This is a genomic window from Reyranella aquatilis (assembly GCF_020880995.1).
Lineage (GTDB): Bacteria > Pseudomonadota > Alphaproteobacteria > Reyranellales > Reyranellaceae > Reyranella > Reyranella aquatilis.
In genome coordinates, this window is record NZ_JAJISD010000002.1 from 242647 (window position 1) to 257768 (window position 15122).

16 protein-coding genes are annotated in these 15122 nt (G+C 66.5%); 7 read left to right on the top strand and 9 right to left on the bottom strand.

Features of this window, described 5'->3' with window-relative positions; all coding sequences use genetic code 11:
* Nucleotides 1-42 precede the first annotated feature (42 nt).
* Genes LJ725_RS06965 through nthA form a run of 3 tightly spaced genes read right to left on the bottom strand, consistent with a single transcriptional unit; the run spans nucleotide 43 to nucleotide 1723 of the window.
* Nucleotides 43-426 (bottom strand): nitrile hydratase accessory protein, encoded by a 384-nt coding sequence (locus LJ725_RS06965; RefSeq protein WP_230549912.1) that lies wholly within the window; start codon nucleotides 424-426, stop codon nucleotides 43-45.
* On the bottom strand, nucleotides 426-1085 hold the full coding sequence (gene nthB, locus LJ725_RS06970) for a nitrile hydratase subunit beta (protein WP_230549913.1): 660 nt from the start codon (nucleotides 1083-1085) through the stop codon (nucleotides 426-428). The genes LJ725_RS06965 and nthB overlap by 1 nt, the downstream gene beginning before the upstream one ends.
* Nucleotides 1082-1723, bottom strand: a complete 642-nt coding sequence (gene nthA / locus LJ725_RS06975; RefSeq protein WP_230550153.1) for a nitrile hydratase subunit alpha — start codon at nucleotides 1721-1723, stop codon at nucleotides 1082-1084. The genes nthB and nthA overlap by 4 nt, the downstream gene beginning before the upstream one ends.
* A 227-nt stretch (nucleotides 1724-1950) precedes the next feature.
* On the opposite strand from nthA, the gene LJ725_RS06980 reads away from it, so the two are divergent.
* The 4 genes from LJ725_RS06980 (at nucleotide 1951) to LJ725_RS06995 (ending at nucleotide 4877) form a co-directional block, all read left to right on the top strand.
* Nucleotides 1951-2673 (top strand): sulfite exporter TauE/SafE family protein, encoded by a 723-nt coding sequence (locus tag LJ725_RS06980; RefSeq protein WP_230550154.1) that lies wholly within the window; start codon nucleotides 1951-1953, stop codon nucleotides 2671-2673.
* A gap of 52 nt (nucleotides 2674-2725) precedes the next feature.
* Nucleotides 2726-3256 carry a hypothetical protein gene (locus LJ725_RS06985; protein WP_230549914.1) on the top strand — a complete coding sequence of 177 codons (531 nt, stop codon included), beginning with the start codon at nucleotides 2726-2728 and terminating at the stop codon, nucleotides 3254-3256.
* Between the two features lie 89 nt (nucleotides 3257-3345).
* Nucleotides 3346-4206 carry a phytanoyl-CoA dioxygenase family protein gene (locus LJ725_RS06990; RefSeq protein ID WP_230549915.1) on the top strand — a complete coding sequence of 287 codons (861 nt, stop codon included), beginning with the start codon at nucleotides 3346-3348 and terminating at the stop codon, nucleotides 4204-4206.
* 152 nt (nucleotides 4207-4358) lie between these two features.
* A complete protein-coding gene (locus tag LJ725_RS06995; protein WP_230549916.1) occupies nucleotides 4359-4877 on the top strand; it encodes a DUF992 domain-containing protein in 519 nt (172 codons plus the stop codon).
* Nucleotides 4878-4884: 7 nt separating this feature from the next.
* Here the strand turns inward: LJ725_RS06995 and LJ725_RS07000 are convergent, their stop codons facing one another.
* The 5 genes from LJ725_RS07000 to LJ725_RS07020 all read right to left on the bottom strand — a co-directional run bounded on the left by LJ725_RS07000 (nucleotide 4885) and on the right by LJ725_RS07020 (nucleotide 10445).
* On the bottom strand, nucleotides 4885-5739 hold the full coding sequence (locus LJ725_RS07000; RefSeq protein WP_230549917.1) for a TauD/TfdA dioxygenase family protein: 855 nt from the start codon (nucleotides 5737-5739) through the stop codon (nucleotides 4885-4887).
* Nucleotides 5740-5760: 21 nt separating this feature from the next.
* The gene (locus LJ725_RS07005) at nucleotides 5761-6717 is read right to left on the bottom strand and encodes an AEC family transporter (protein ID WP_230549918.1); all 957 of its coding nucleotides are present in this window, start codon (nucleotides 6715-6717) and stop codon (nucleotides 5761-5763) included.
* A gap of 151 nt (nucleotides 6718-6868) precedes the next feature.
* A complete protein-coding gene (locus LJ725_RS07010; protein WP_230549919.1) occupies nucleotides 6869-8011 on the bottom strand; it encodes an acyl-CoA dehydrogenase family protein in 1143 nt (380 codons plus the stop codon).
* Between the two features lie 40 nt (nucleotides 8012-8051).
* Nucleotides 8052-9248 carry an acyl-CoA dehydrogenase family protein gene (locus LJ725_RS07015; RefSeq protein ID WP_230549920.1) on the bottom strand — a complete coding sequence of 399 codons (1197 nt, stop codon included), beginning with the start codon at nucleotides 9246-9248 and terminating at the stop codon, nucleotides 8052-8054.
* Complete coding sequence (locus tag LJ725_RS07020) at nucleotides 9249-10445, bottom strand: acyl-CoA dehydrogenase family protein (RefSeq protein ID WP_230549921.1); 1197 nt, start codon at nucleotides 10443-10445, stop codon at nucleotides 9249-9251.
* Between the two features lie 226 nt (nucleotides 10446-10671).
* Between LJ725_RS07020 and LJ725_RS07025 the strand changes: the two genes are divergently transcribed.
* Nucleotides 10672-11364, top strand: a complete 693-nt coding sequence (locus LJ725_RS07025) for an OmpW/AlkL family protein (protein ID WP_230549922.1) — start codon at nucleotides 10672-10674, stop codon at nucleotides 11362-11364.
* A 56-nt stretch (nucleotides 11365-11420) separates the two neighbouring features.
* Here LJ725_RS07025 and LJ725_RS07030 read toward each other — a convergent pair whose 3' ends face one another.
* Nucleotides 11421-12623, bottom strand: a complete 1203-nt coding sequence (locus LJ725_RS07030; RefSeq protein ID WP_230549923.1) for a CaiB/BaiF CoA transferase family protein — start codon at nucleotides 12621-12623, stop codon at nucleotides 11421-11423.
* 142 nt (nucleotides 12624-12765) lie between these two features.
* On the opposite strand from LJ725_RS07030, the gene LJ725_RS07035 reads away from it, so the two are divergent.
* Nucleotides 12766-13893, top strand: a complete 1128-nt coding sequence (locus tag LJ725_RS07035; protein WP_230549924.1) for a CaiB/BaiF CoA transferase family protein — start codon at nucleotides 12766-12768, stop codon at nucleotides 13891-13893.
* Nucleotides 13893-15107 carry an MFS transporter gene (locus LJ725_RS07040; protein WP_230549925.1) on the top strand — a complete coding sequence of 405 codons (1215 nt, stop codon included), beginning with the start codon at nucleotides 13893-13895 and terminating at the stop codon, nucleotides 15105-15107. The genes LJ725_RS07035 and LJ725_RS07040 overlap by 1 nt, the downstream gene beginning before the upstream one ends.
* Nucleotides 15108-15122 lie beyond the last annotated feature (15 nt).

Consider the following 15122-nt stretch of genomic DNA (forward strand, 5'->3'; position numbering starts at 1 on the left):
TGCCGGGCGGGGAACGAGATCCCCGCCGCCGGCGGCAAGCCTCTAGCGAAAGTCTTCCGCCACGAGCTCGATCGTCTGGCCGTGAGGCGTGCGATCGGCGGCGTGATCCCAGGCGCGATAGTAGCGATCGAGGGTCTCGGTCGACGCGATGCCCTTCCTCGACACGAGGCGTTCGAGCGTCGCCAGCCAATGGCGGTAATAGGTCGTCCCATCGTCGGGATCGCCGTCGGCGATCGCCGCCTTGATCTGCGCGCCGAGTTCGGCGGCCCACTCGCTCCAGGAAAAGACACCGCGTTGCTGCAGCTCGAGCGCCATGGCGAAAGCCTGGGCCTGCCACGGTTCGGCGAAGATGGGCGCCTCGCCTTCGCAAGGGATACCCGGGACCGTTTGCAGCGCCGAGCGAACGGACTCCAGATTCGGCGACATTACGGCCGTTCCAGATACGGCTCGAAAGCCTCGATGGAGACGGTGGCGCCCTCTTCCGCATCGGGTCCCCAGAGCTCCCGGCCGTCGAACACCACGGTGTATAGCCATTCGCCCTGCTTGACGCCCTTCTCCACCATCGCATCCGGATAGGTGTGGCATCCCTGGATCCGCTCGATCACGCCGACATGGCCGCGGGCGAAGCGCGGCAGGCGTGTGTGCGAATGGGGATGAATGTTGCGGGCACGAACCTTCTCGCCGACCGCGAAGGCGGCGGGCGCGCGCGGCGGTTGATCGTGGTTGGGCCGGCTCACGGAGGCGCCGGCGTGCGGACCCGACAGGGGCTGGCGCTTCAAGGGCCGGCCCGGTCCGCTCGAATGGCCGCTCGCCAACTCGCGCTCGGAAACGAGGTTCAGATGCAGGCAGAGGCGTTCGAGACGCAGAAACCACTTCTTGTAGTAGGACGAGGAGAGATAGACCGCCGGCGGCAAGGTCTCGATCCAGTAGCGGCCGACATCGATGTTCCATTCGCCCGCCGAGCCCATGACGCGATTGAGGGCAAAGGAGCGCGCCTGCCACTCTGCAGGGAAGGGCACTTCGTGTGCGTCGGGAGCGACCTTGCCGAAGCCGTCCATCCCGCCCATGTCGTGCACGCCGTTCATGCCGCCACCTCGTGCGCGGCTTTGGGGAACCCGGTACCGATCATCGAATCGCGCGTGACGAGGGCCGCGAGCCTGTCTTCTGACCAGCCTTCCGTGGCGGGCGGCCGCATCGGCAGGACGATGAACCGCGTCTCGGCCGTGGAGTCCCACACCCGGACCTTCATGTCGTCGGGAAGGGTCACGCCGAAATCGGCCAGCACCTTGCGCGGCTCTTTGACAGTGCGCGCGCGATAGGCCGTGGATTTGTACCAGGCCGGCGGCAGGCCCAGCAGATCCCACGGGTAGCAGGAGCACAGGGTGCAGACGATCATGTTGTGCGTGGCGGGCGTGTTCTCCACGGCAATCAGATGATCCCCGACCTTCTGCTGCAGGCCGAGTTGCGCGATCGCCTTGCTGGCGTCGGCGAGCAGTGCCGTGCGGAATTCCGGATCGGCCCAGGCCTTGGCCACGACCTTTGCCCCGATATGCGGACCGACCCGCTTCTCGTACGTCTCGATGATCGAATCGAGCGCGGCCGGATCCACATACCCTTTCTCCGTGAGAATGGTTTCGAGGGCGCGGACGCGCAGCTGCATTTCCGAGAGCTCGGAGCCATGCTCATGGTGGTGGTCATGGTCATGATCGTGGTCGTTCGACATGGCATCCCCTGATCGCTTGAGCGGGATTGGCAGCGCAAGCGCTGCAGCGGCGGTCGCTGGCGCGCGTCCGTCGGGCTCTGCCGGTACGTTAGGATATCCGCTTCCGCCTCGCCAGAGGGCGCGCCGGGCACGCATGATGGCGGAAATCCCCTGATGACTCCCCGGCGCATCGACCGCTATGAGCACGCAGCCTCTTCCCGATGCGGACGAGGTGGGGAGACACGATGCTGAGCTACGCCCTCGTCCTGTTCGTCGGCCTCATCGCCGGTACGGTGAGCGGCGTCGTGGGCACGGGAGCGACCGTCATCCTGCTGCCGGTGCTGGTCATGGTGTTCGGGCCGCGCGAGGCGGTGCCGATCATGTCCGTCGTCGCCCTGATGTCGAACTTCGCCAAGATCACCGCCTGGTGGCGCGACATCGATTGGCGCGCCTCGTTGGCCTATGCGCTGGGCGGCATCCCGGCGGCGGCGCTCGGCGCGCGCACCTTGCTCGCGCTGCCCGAGAACACGGTCGAGACGGCGCTCGGCGTCTTCTTCCTCGCGATGATTCCGGGCCGGCGCTGGCTGGCGGCGCGCAACGTCGTGCTGGGCTATGGCGGCATGGTCGTGGCCGGAATCGTGATCGGTTTCCTGACCGGCATCGTGGTCTCGACGGGACCGCTCAGCGTGCCGGCTTTTGCCGCGCACGGGCTGGTCAAGGGCGCCTTCATCGCGACCGAGGCCGCCGGCTCGCTCGCGCTCTACATCAGCAAGGCCCTCACCTTTCAGGCGTTCGGCGCGCTGCCGGCCGACATCGTCGTGAAGGGACTCATCACCGGCTCCTCGGTGATGGCCGGCACCTATCTCGCGCGCCTGATCGTCGAGCGATTGAGCGTCACCACCTTCCAGTATCTGCTCGACATCGTCATGGCGGTGTCGGGCGTCGCCCTGCTCTGGACCGCGCTGAGGTAGACGTCCGCAATTTCCTTCGGCAAGGATGCTCATCCCCTACAAGGAGAGACCGATGGCGATCACGACGAAGCAGGAACTGCGGGCGCTCAGCGCCGACGAGCGCGAGCTGATCGACATGTCGGGCGCGCGCGTCGTCAAGGCGCTGACCGACGCCCAGCTTTCCAGCCTGGTGAAGCGTACCCGCACCAGGCGCGACCGCGCCCGCACGCTGGCCGAGCGTCAGCGCCGCGAGATGCGCGGCAAGTCCCGCGCACGCGGCGCAACACCGGTCAAGGCCGACGACGGATCGCAGCTCAAGCTCGCCATCCTGACCGCCGCGCTGGCGCGTCTCGACGCCGAAACCACGCGCCGCGGCCAGGTGAAGGCCAAGGCCGCACTGGTCGCGAGTGCCAAGAAGGCACTGTCGCTCAAGCAGAAGGCGAAGCCCGCCAAGGGCGCCAAAGCGCCGGCGAAGCCGCGCGGTCCCGCCAAGGCGGTTCGCGGCAAGACGCGCGTGGCCGTGAAGAACCACGTGCCGGGATCGGTGCGTGGCAGCGTTCGCAGCCAGGTGGCGAAGGCCCAGGCCAAGCGCGATTCGCGCTGAGGCCGTTCCCGGGCCGCGATGCGAGAGGGCGACGCCGACAGGGGCGTCGCGCGGCGCTAGAATGGCGGCGCTTCCCAGGGAGGACCGGCATGCTGGCCAACACCACGCGCACGCTCACCGAGGCACAACGAGAGCAGTGGGCCGTCGACGGCTACCTGCAGATCGAAGGCGCGCTGTCCTCCGCCGAAGTCGATTTCTTTTCCCGATTGCTCGATGACACGGTGCGCACCGCGCCGGGCTACGAGCCCGCGCCGGGCGCCCTGCCGCGCGGCCACTATGCGTGGAAGCTGCCCGACCAGAACAAGGACGCGTTCATGGACCGGCGCGACCTGCTTCCCTACCACCAGGCCTTCATCGACCTGATCGACCGGCCGGCGATCTTCGACCTGATCCTCGACCTGATGGGTCCCTACATCCAGTTCTCGATGAGCCAGGCGATCGTGCGCGCCTCGACAGACCTGTTCCCGGGCTACATCCACACCGACGGCGGCCAGGCGCAGAAGGCGATCCGCGTCAGCGAGACCAGCCGGCCGCTGGCCGTCAAGGTCATGTACCTGCTGACCGACGTGACCGCCGACAACAGCGGCAACTTCACGGTGTTCCCCGGCAGCCATCTCCGGCCGTTCCCCGAGCGTGCCGAACGGGTGCCCCATCCCGGCATGCCGGGCGCGGTGCCGCTGCTCGGCAAGGCGGGCGATGCCTACGTCTTCCCGCACGCGCTGTGGCACGGTCCGTCGCCCAACCATTCCGGCAAGGCGCGCAAGACCCTGCTCTACAACTACTGCCAGATGTTCATGCGGGCCTACGACTTCAGCGGCCCCTATGCGGCGATCCTCGACCGCTGCACCCCGCGCCAGCGCCGCCTGCTGGGCGACCTCGGCCACGACTTCCGCCCAGGCGATTTCTTCTACGCACCCGAGGACCAGGAAGCGGTGATGACGGGCGCTTAGGCGCCCGCCGCCGCGACCGAAGCTATTTGCATTCCACCTCGGCACCGGAGCGAATGAGGCGGTCGCTCCTCCCTTTCCAGCGCCCGCACAACGTCGTAATGGCTGTTTCGACTGGCGCCCTTTCGGGCGACCATTCGCTTACAGGAGCTTCAATGAAGAATGTCGTCATGGCGGCCGGAATGGCTGCCCTCGCCCTCTCGACCGGCGCCTGCACCACCAGCATGCAGCAGTCGAGTGCGCAACAGCTCAATGCGACCAACGCCAACTCGCGCATCTACATCGGCTCGCTGACCTGCAACGTCGGCGGCAGCACCGGCTACGTGCTGGGTTCGGCCAAGCCGCTCGATTGCGTGTTCCTCAGCCGCGACGGCGTGTCGTCGGCCCAGTACACGGGCACGATCGACAAGGTCGGCATCGACATCGGCTACACCAAGGCGGTGCACACGATCTGGCGCGTCTACTCGCTGGGCTCGGATCGCGGCGTGACGCAGATCAGCGGCACCTATGTCGGCGAACAGGGCACAGTCGCGGCCGGCAACCAGGCCGGCGGCAACTGGATCTACGGCGGCCCGAACGCCGAGATCGGCATGGTCTCGTCGGGCGTGATCAAGGATGCCGGCTACAACCTCGCGACCGGCGTGGCCGCGATGACGATTCGCCTCAAGCAGTAACTTCGGCTCAGACCGGAGGAGCCGTCGCCGCCTGCAACGCGCAGCCGGCGACGGTGATGCGGTGCATCAGGCGCCGCTCGCCCTGATAGTCGTTCTGGGCGCTGTGCCAGGTGGCGCGGTTGTCCCAGAAGGCGATCGAGCCGTCGCGCCACCGGAAGCGACTGGTGAACTCGTCTCGCGTGACATGCGCGTAGAGATACTCGAGCAGCGGCTTGCTGTCCTCGACGCTCCAGCCCTCGAAGTGCAACGTGAAGTCCGCATTGACGTAGAGCGCCTCGCGGCCGCTCAGCGGGTGGCGGATCACCACCGGATGCAGCACGTCGCCGACCTGGTCGCCATTGTAGAAGACGTGATCGCTGCCGCTCGCCTTGCGCGCCGCGGTGCCGAAGCGGTGTGCCGAGGAATGCACGGCGTTGAGCCCGCGCAGCGTCTGCTTCAGCCCTTCCGACAGCGCCTCGAAGGCGCGGTAGACGTTCGCGAACAGCGTATCGCCGCCCTTCGACGGCAGTTCGCGCGCCACCAGAATCGAGCCCATGGCGGGGATCTGATCGTAGGTGTGATCGGTATGCCAGCGCTCGCCGATGTTCTTCTGCTGTGTCGGCTCCTTGCGGACCTCGGCGATCATCGGATAGCCGGCGACGGCCGGGAAGTAGCGGTTGATGTCGATCGCGCCCCAGCGCTGCGCGAATTCGATGTGCTGCTCGGGCGTCAGATTCTGGTCGCGGAAGAAGATCACGCCATGCTCGACGAAGGCGCGCTGCACCTCGTCCCACTGCCGATTGCTCATCGACTTGAGATCGAGCCCCAGCACCTCGGCGCCGCAGCCCTCGAGCTCGCGAACCTGAACCGTCTCGTATGTCATGGTCACCCTCCAGACCCGAGCCTAGCGCGCCTGCACCCCGAGCAACAACAGGGCGACGGACAGCGTGAAGACGCTGGCGGCGGTCGAGATCACCACGGCGTTGGTCGCGCGGGCGACGCCCACACCGTACATCTGGGCGATCAGGTAGACGTTGGCGCCGGCCGGCAGCGCGGCGTTCAGCGTCGCGACGTTGAGCCATAGAGGATCGAGCGGGAACACGTAGCGGCCAATCGTCCAGACCAGTACCGGCAGGATCGCCAGCTTGAAGAACGAGGCGACGGCCGCCGGCTGCCAGTGACCCTTCAGCCCGACATGGGCGAGGGAAGCGCCGACCATGATCAGGCCGCAGGGCGGGGCCGCCGCAGCAAAGGCCTGCAGGATGCGGTCGATCACCGCCGGTGTCGCGAGGCTGGTGTGCGCCGTGATCTCGCCCCACAGGAGGCCCGCGAAGATCGCGGGGATGACCGGATGCTTCAGCATGGAGAGTGCCGCGCCACCGAGGCGCTTCCACACGTTCCCATGCCGGCCGCCGGCACCATCCATCTCCATCAGGAAGCAGGTGAAGGTCAGCAGGATCAGCGAGTGAACGCTGATGATCATCAGCAGCGGCACCAGCCCCTGCTCTCCGAACCCGTAGCTGATGAACGGGATGCCGATGCCGACGCCGTTGGAGAAGGATCCGCTCAGCGCGAACATGGCGCGGTCGCCCAGCCGCAGCCCCTGGATCCGGCCGAGCATCATGAGGATCCCGTAGAGGATCATCACGCCGCTGAAGAAGGCGAGCAGCACCTGCGGCTCGAGCGTCTCCAGACGCACCTTGGCCATCGAGCGGAAGAGCAGCGCGGGGAACAGCGCATAGAAGGTGACGGCGGTGAAGCCGCGCAGGCCCTCGGGACTGAGGAGCTTGCTGCGGCCGATCACCCAGCCGGCCAGCACCATGCCGAAGACCGGCACGATGATGTCGACGATGGCACTCATTTATCGCCGACCAAACAAACCTCCTCATGCTGAGGAGGTCGCGCAGCAACCGTCTCGAAGCATGGGCCGCAGACGGGGTGCCTGCTCCCCACCCTTCGAGACGGCCCTGCGGGCCTCCTCAGGGTGAGGATTTTGGTTCGCAAGGCGTTGACTACGCAGCCATCGCGAGGTTGCTGTAGCGGGTCAGGTGATGCTGCTGGTTGCCGAACATCAGGTCGATCATGGTCAGGCGCTTGAAGTAGTGGCTGACCGCCATCTCGTCCGTTACGCCCATGCCGCCGTGCATCTGCACCGCGCTCTGGCCGCAGAACTTGCCCGACTTGCCGATCTGGACCTTGGCGCCCGAGGCCGCCTTGGCGCGCACCGTCGGGTCCTTGTCGTCGATCTTGAGCGAGGCCATCAGCGTCATCGAGCGCGCTTCCTGCGCGTTGGTGAAGCAGTCGACCATGCGGTGCTGCAGCACCTGGAACTTGCCGATCGGCACGCCGAACTGCTTACGGGTCTTTATGTACTCCAGCGTACCCGCGTTGATCGCGTCCATGCAGCCGGTCGCCTCGGCGCACAGCGCCACGATGGCGCGATCGACCGCCTCTTCCACGACCGGGAAGGCCTCGTCGACCTTGCCCAGCACGGCGTCGGCGCCGACCGAGACTTTGTCGAACGTGAGCTCGGACGCACGCAGCGCATCCTGGGTCGGGTAGTCGCGGCGCGACAGGCCCTTGGCCTTGGCGTCGACCACGAACAGCGTCAGGCCCTTGGGTTCGCGCGCCGAGCCGCCGGTGCGGGCCAGCACGATGATCTCGTCGGCGGAGGCGGCGTTGTAGACCACGCCCTTGTGACCCGACAGCGACCAGCCGGTGCCTTCCTTGGTCGCCTTCAGCGATACGTCGGCGAGGTTGTAGCGGCTCTGGCGCTCCAGCCAGGCGAAGGCGAACTGCTTCTTGCCCTCGATCATCGGCGCCAGCAGCGCCTCCTTCTGGGCCGCGGAACCGGCGCGGGCAATCATGCCGCCGCCCAGCACCACCGTCGGCAGGAAGGGCTCGAGCACCAGGCCTTTGCCGAACTGTTCCATGACGATCATCGTCTCGATCGGGCCGCCGCCGTAGCCGCCATCCTCCTCGGAGAAGGCCATGCCCAGCCAGCCCAGCTCGGCGAACTGCGCCCAGTTTTCCGGCAGCCAGCCCCGCTCGGTCGCCGCGATCTTGCGGCGGGCGTCGAACGCGTACTTGTCGCGAACGAAGCGCTCGGCGGCCTCCTGCAGCTGCTTCTGTTCGTCGGAAAGGGACAGATCCATGTTTCTCCTCCGGAATTCTTGATCGCGGTTATAGCCCCCGTCAGAGGCCCAGCACCATCTTCGAGACGATGTTCTTCTGAATCTCCGTGCTGCCACCGTAGATGCTGGTCTTGCGCATGTTGAAATAGCGCGGGGCGGCGGGCGGAGCATGGTCGGGCCCGATCGGGGTCTCGTTCGTGTCGTGGAACAGCATGCCGGGCTGGTAGGGCTGGGCATACTCGCCCACCGCCTCCATCGTGAGTTCCGCGATGCGCTGCTGGATTTCCGAGCCGCGCACCTTGAGCGTCGAGACCTCAGGCCCGGGCGCGCCGCCCTGGGCCATGGTCGACAGGACGCGCAGTTCGCTCATCTCCAGTGCCTGGACCTGCAGGTCGATGTCGGCGATCTGCGCCGTGAAGGCGGGATCGTCGGCCAGCGTGCCACCGTCCTGCGGTTCGATCCGGGCGATCTTGCGCAGCACCGAGACGCCGCGCTTGGACGACGGGACCTCGGCGATGCCCAGCCGCTCGTTGGCCAGCAGGAACTTGGCGCAGGTCCAGCCCTCGTTCTCCTTGCCGATCAGGTTCTCGACCGGGACCTTCACATTGTCGAGGAACACGTCGTTCACGTGATGGGCGCCGTCGGTCATGATGATCGGCCGCACGGTAACGCCCGGCGTCTTCATGTCGATCAGCAGGAAGGAGATGCCCTCCTGCGGCTTGGCGTCCATGTTGGTCCGCACCAGGCAGAAGATCCAGTCGCCCCAATGGGCGAACGAAGTCCACGTCTTCTGGCCGTTGACGATGTAATGGTCGCCCTCCCGCACCGCGCGCGTGCGCAGGTTGGCGAGGTCGGAGCCGGCGCCCGGCTCGGAATAGCCCTGGCACCATGAGACTTCGGAGCTGCGGATGCCCGGCAGGAAGCGCTCCTTCTGCGCCTCGGTCCCGAACGTGTAGATCACCGGGCCGACCATCTTCGGACCGAATGGCAGGATGCGCGGCGCACCCTCCTCCGCCAGCACGTTCTCGAACAGGAAGCGCTGCGTCACGTCCCAGCCCGGGCCGCCGTACTTCTTCGGCCAGGTGTAGGCGAGCCAGCCCTTCTTCCCGAGGGCCTTCTGCCAGACCATGTGATCGTCGCGGTCGTAGTGCTTGCCCGAGAATGTCTTCTCGCGGGTCGCCGGCGACAGGTTCTCGCGCGCGAAGGCGCGTACCTCGTCGGCGAACGCCTTGTGTTCCGGCTTGAGCGACAGATCCATCTAGAGCCCCAACACCATCTTGCTGATGATCCCCTTCTGGATCTCGTTGCTGCCGCCGTAGATCGTGGTCTTGCGTGTGTTGAAGTAGCGCGGCGCGGCGAGGTGCGCGTACTCGGGCCCGACCGGCGCCTCGTTGGTGCCCTGCCACAGCAGGCCCGGGAGGTACGGCGCGGCATACTCGCCGACCGCTTCCATCGTGAGTTCCGTGATTCGCTGCTGGATCTCCGAGCCGCGGATCTTGAGTCCCGACACTTCCGGTCCCGGCTGGCCGCCATGCGCCATCTGCGACAGCACACGCAGTTCGGTGAACTCGAGCGCCGTCACCTGGATCTCGAGATCGGCGATCTTCTCGGCAAAGCTCTGGTTCTCGATCAGCGGCTTGCCGTCGTCCTGCTCGGCGCGTGCGATGTCCTTCAGCGCCTCGACGCCGCGCTTGGACTGCGGCACGGCCGCGATTCCCAGCCGCTCGTTGGCCAGCAGGAACTTGGCGCAGGTCCAGCCCTCGTTCTCCTTGCCGACCAGGTTCTCGACCGGAACCTTGACGTTGTCGAAGAACACCTCGTTCACCTCGTGGCCGCCGTCGGCCATGATAATCGGCTTCACGGTGATGCCCGGCGTCTTCATGTCGATCAGCAGGAATGAAATGCCTTCCTGCGGCTTGGCCTTCGAATCGGTGCGAACCAGGCAGAAGATCCAGTCGGCCCAGTGGCCCATCGTGTTCCAGGTCTTGGACCCGTTCACGATGTAGTGGTCGCCGTCCTTCTCCGCCTTGGTGCGCAGGCTCGCGAGATCGGAGCCCGAGCCCGGCTCGGAATAGCCCTGGCACCACCAGACGGTGCTCTCGCGGATCGCCGGGAGATACTTCTCCTTCTGCGCCTCGGTGCCGAACGTGTAGATCACCGGTCCGACCATCTTGGTGCCGAACGGGATGATTCCCGGCGCATATTCCTCGGCGCAGATGTTCTCGAAGATGTAGCGCTGTGCCGGGGTGAAACCGGGGCCGCCATGCTTCTTCGGCCAGGTGTAGACCAGCCAGCCCTTCTTCCCGAGCGCCTGCTGCCAGCGCATGTAGTCGTCGCGGATCAGGTGCTTGCCGTTCTTCACCTTGTCGCGCACGTCGGCCGGCAGGTTGGCGCGCACGAAGGCCCGCACCTCGTCGGCAAATTTCTGTTCTTCAGGCGTAAAAGCGAGGTCCATGTTCCCCTCCCGCGGAGGCATTTTCGGTTTGGCCGGAGTTTAGCCACCAGCCCGTTCGGGACAAGCGCGCAAGCGTCGCTCCGCGGCCGGGGGCGCCGCGAAGCGGAACAAGTTTACGTAGGAATTTCCCACGTCAGGGCCACCCGGGTTGCAACCATTGACGCCCGTCAATTCCCGATTTGGCCGGGTGGCATTCACTTCTTCCTGCGTAAACGGGAGAGTACCAATGCGGAATACTTCGGTGGCTGGGGCGGTGGTTGCGGCAGCCCTCATGTCTTGCTCGCTTGGGCAGGCGGCCAAAGCCCAGGATGAAGCCCAGAGCCCCTGGCAGGTGCGTGTCCGTGCCCTGGGCGTCCTTCCGGCCTCAGGCGGGAGCACCGTGAACGTTCAGGGCGTCCCTGCGCTTTCCACGCCGAATTCCGGCCTGTCCATCGGCAACTCGATCGTCCCCGAACTGGACATCAGCTACTTCATCACGCGCAACGTCGCGGCCGAACTCATCCTGGGCGTGACGCCGCACAACATCACCGGCACCGGTGCCCTCGCGAACACCAACATCGGTAGCGCGTGGCTGCTGCCGCCGACCTTGCTCGCGCAGTACCACTTCACCGACTTCGGCGCGTTCAAGCCCTATATCGGCATCGGCCTGAACTACACGATCTTCTTCAGCCAGAGCGCCGGCTACACGCCGACCAACGGCCTCGGGGTGACGAACCTCAGCATCAACAATACCGTCGGCGGCGCAGTCCAGGTCGGCTTCGACTACATGATCGACAAGCACTGGGGCGTGAACTTCGATGTCAAGAAGTACATCCTGCGCCCGACCTACAATGCCACGGTCAACAACACCATCCAGGTGAACGGGACCGCGGTCATCGATCCCTGGATCATCGGCGCTGGCGTGACCTACAGGTTCTAGCCATCGGCCCGATGCCGATCGGACCCTGAAGCCGGTCGTGACGTATCGCGTCGGCTTCAGGGCACGATCAGCACCTTGTCCGCCTTGAGCTTCTCGATCGCCGCGTCGCTGAGGCCTGCCTCGCGCAGGACCTCGACGCCGTCGCTTCCCAGGGGCGGCGCGTGGCGGCGGAACTCGACCTTGGTCTTCTCGAAATCGAGCGGGCTGGCGAAGGTGGTGATCGGCCCCTCCGTCGGATGCTCGCGCTCGGTGAAGAAGCCCGTGGCCTTGAGGTGCGGGTCGTCCTTCAGTTCCTCCAGCGTGCGAACCGGCATGGCGGGGATGTCGGCCTCGTCGAACATGTCGAGCCATTCCTGGGTCGGGCGATGCTTCAGAAGCTCCGCCAGCACCTGGTAGAGCTCGCTGAAATGCTTGGCGCGCTCCATGCGGTCGACGAACCGCTTCTCCTTCGCGAGATCGGGCCGCTCCGCCAGCTCGAAGAACCTGATCCAGTGCGCGTCGGTATAGGGCAGCGCGCAGATGTAGCCGTCCTGTGTCGGGAACGGATGGCGGAACTTGTTGATGATGCGATCGTAGCCCATCGGCGCGCGCTCAGGCGTCCAGGTGGCGCCGAACAGATGCTCGGTCAGCCAGAACGAGGCCAGCGTCTCGAGCATGGGCACCTCGATCATCTGCCCCTCGCCCGTGCACTTGCGATGGTAGAGCGCGCCCAGCACGGCGATGCAGAGATGCAGGCCCGTGGTCTTGTCGGCGATCAGGCTCGGCATGAAGCGCGGCGGCAGGCCGTCGACCCGGCTCTGCAGCGAGGCCGCGCCCGACACGCCCTGCACCAGGTCGTCGAAGGCCGGCTTGTGGCCGTAGGGTCCCTTGCGCGCATAGCCCAGCGAATAGGCATAGATGATCGACGGGTTGATCTTCTTCAGATCCTCGTAGCCCAGGCCCAGCCGCTCGATCGCCTGCGGGCGGCTGTTGTGGATGAAGAGGTCGGCGTCCTTGATCATGTCCTTAAGGACGGCGCAGGCGGCGGGCTTCTTGAGGTCGAGGCAGATCGAGCGTTTGTTGCGGTTGGCCGCCATGTAGATCGGGCCCATGGCCGGCGCGTTGCCCAGGCTGCCGCCCGAAGCGCGCAGCAGGTCGCCTTCCGGCGGCTCGACCTTGATCACGTCGGCGCCCATGTCGGCCAGATGCTGCGTGGCGAACGGCCCCAGCAATACGGCCGTCAGATCGATCACGCGCACGCCCTGCAATGGTCCCGGCATTTCCTCGTCCCCGCTATGACGTTTTGGTCTTGGCCAGACCGTGCCATCGCCCTTTGCGAAATGGTAGTCCTACAGTAACAACCGGTCCCGAGGCGCATCGCGATGCGATGGGCGGGGCATTCCTGAAAGTTGGGGTTTCGCGATGGCTGGAGCGCTGGACGGTCTGCTGGTGGTGAGTGTCGAGCAGGCGGTGGCCGCGCCCTATTGCGCCGCCCGGCTGGCGGACGCCGGCGCGCGGGTCATCAAGATCGAGCGGCCCGAGGGCGATTTCGCCCGCGGCTACGACGGCTATGTGCACGGCCAGTCGAGCTATTTCGTCTGGCTGAACCGCGGCAAGCAGTCCCTCACCCTCGACTTCAAGGCGAAGGACGACCTCGCCCTCCTGCACCGGCTGATCGCGAAGGCCGACGTGCTGATCCAGAACCTGGCGCCGGGCGCCGCCGAGCGCGCGGGCTTCGGCTCGGCCGCCATGCGGGCGGCCCACAAGAAGCTGATCACCGTCGACATCTCGGGATACGGCGATCACGGGCCCTACAGGAACCGCCGCGCCTACGACCTGCTGGTCCAGGCCGAGAGCGGGCTGGCGTCGATCACCGGTACCGAGCATGCGCCGGGCCGGGTCGGCATCTCCGCCACCGACATCGGCACCGGCATGTACGCCCATGCCGCCGTGCTGGAGGCGCTGATCGCCCGCGGCCGGACCGGCGAGGGCCGCGCCATCTCGGTCTCGCTCTTCTCCTCGATGGCGGAGTGGATGACCGTGCCGCTGCTCGGCATGGAATATTCCAACTACGAATGGCCGCGCCTCGGCCTCACCCATCCGTTCATCGCGCCCTACGGCGTCTATCCGACCTCGGACAAGGTACCGGTGCTGATCTCGATCCAGAACGACCGCGAGTTCGAGCGTCTGTGCCACGGCGTCATCGACCGGCCGGGCCTCGAGAAGGATCCGGACTATGCGACCGGCAAGGCACGCAACGCACGACGCGACGACACGAATGCCATTGTCGCCACGAGCTTCGCATCGCAGACCTTTGCGGATATTTCCGCCCGTCTCGAAGCCGCGCAGATCGCCTGGGCGCGGGTCAGCAGCGTCAAGGACCTGACGACCCATCCGCAGCTGCGCCGCACCGGCTTCAATTCGATCGACGGCAAGGACGTCTCGATCCCGGCGCTGGCCGCCTCCTACACAGGCGAGCCCGAGCGGCTGGGCGACGTGCCGACGCTCGGCCAGCACAGCGAGGCGATCCGCAAGGAGTTCGCCGCCTGATGTCCGACCGGCCGACGAGCCGCCTCCTCCAGGGGATGAGGCTCGCGGCCTATGGCGCCGCCTACTTCTTCGCCGCCGGCGCCTTCATGAGCTACTGGCCGGTGTGGCTGCGCGACCGCGGCGTCAGCGACACCGAGATCGGCACGCTGTTCATGTCGCGCCAGATCGTGACGGTGATCGCCACGCTCTCGGTCGGCTGGATCGCCCACCGGCTGGGCGGGCCGCGCGGCGTCATCGTGGCGCTGGGCATCGGCGCCATCGTGATGATGGGCGCCTACCAGTTCTCCTATTCGTTCCTGGCGATCTTCGTCGTCACCATGATCTGGGGCTTCCTGTGGTCGCCGCCGATGCCGCTCTACGACGGCGTGCTGGTGACCGAGACCAAGAAGCACGGGCTCGACTATGCGCGCGTCCGCATGTGGAGTTCGGTCGCCTTCATCTTCGGCACCTTCATCGCCGGCATCGCCGTGGACCGCTACGGACCGCCCTGGGTGCTCTATGTCGGCATGGCGAGCATCGTGCTGCTGGCGCCGCTGGCGCTGTTGCTGCCGGCCGCCGCGCCGCGCGCCGCCGCCGCCGCCTCAGAGCCGGGCCATGCGCCGTTCCGCGTGGCCGACCTGCTGCGCCAGCCGGCCTTCCTGCTGTTCCTGCTGGCCTGCGGCCTCTGCCAGGCCAGCCATTCTGTGCTCTACAGCTTCGGCACGCTGACCTGGCGCGGCGCCGGGATCGACGACGTGACGATCAGCGCCCTGTGGGCCGAGAGCGTGGCCATCGAAATCGTGCTGATGCTGTTCGGCGGCTGGCTGCTGGGACGACTGGGCGTCTGCGGCCTGATCGCGCTCGGTCTCGCGGCAGGCCTCGTGCGCTGGACGGCGATGGCTTTCACGACCGAGCTGTGGGCGCTGATCCTGCTGCAGGCGCTCCACTCCTGCACCTTCGCCGCCTGCCATCTCGGCGCCATGGCCTTCCTGCAGCGCGCCCTGCCCGCACACGGCGCCGCCATCGGCCAGAGCCTCTATTACGCACTGGGCACCGGCGCCACGCAGGCCTTCGTCTACCAGTTCTCCGGCCTGCTCAATTCCGAGTACGGCCAGCGCGCGTTTCTCGGCATGACCGTCGTCAGCGCGATCGGGATGTGCGCCGTGATCGTGCTGGCGCGCACGTGGAACGGCGGATTGCTGGTGGGGCACACTCAAGTTCCTCTCCCCCGATAAGGGGGAGAGGAGAAA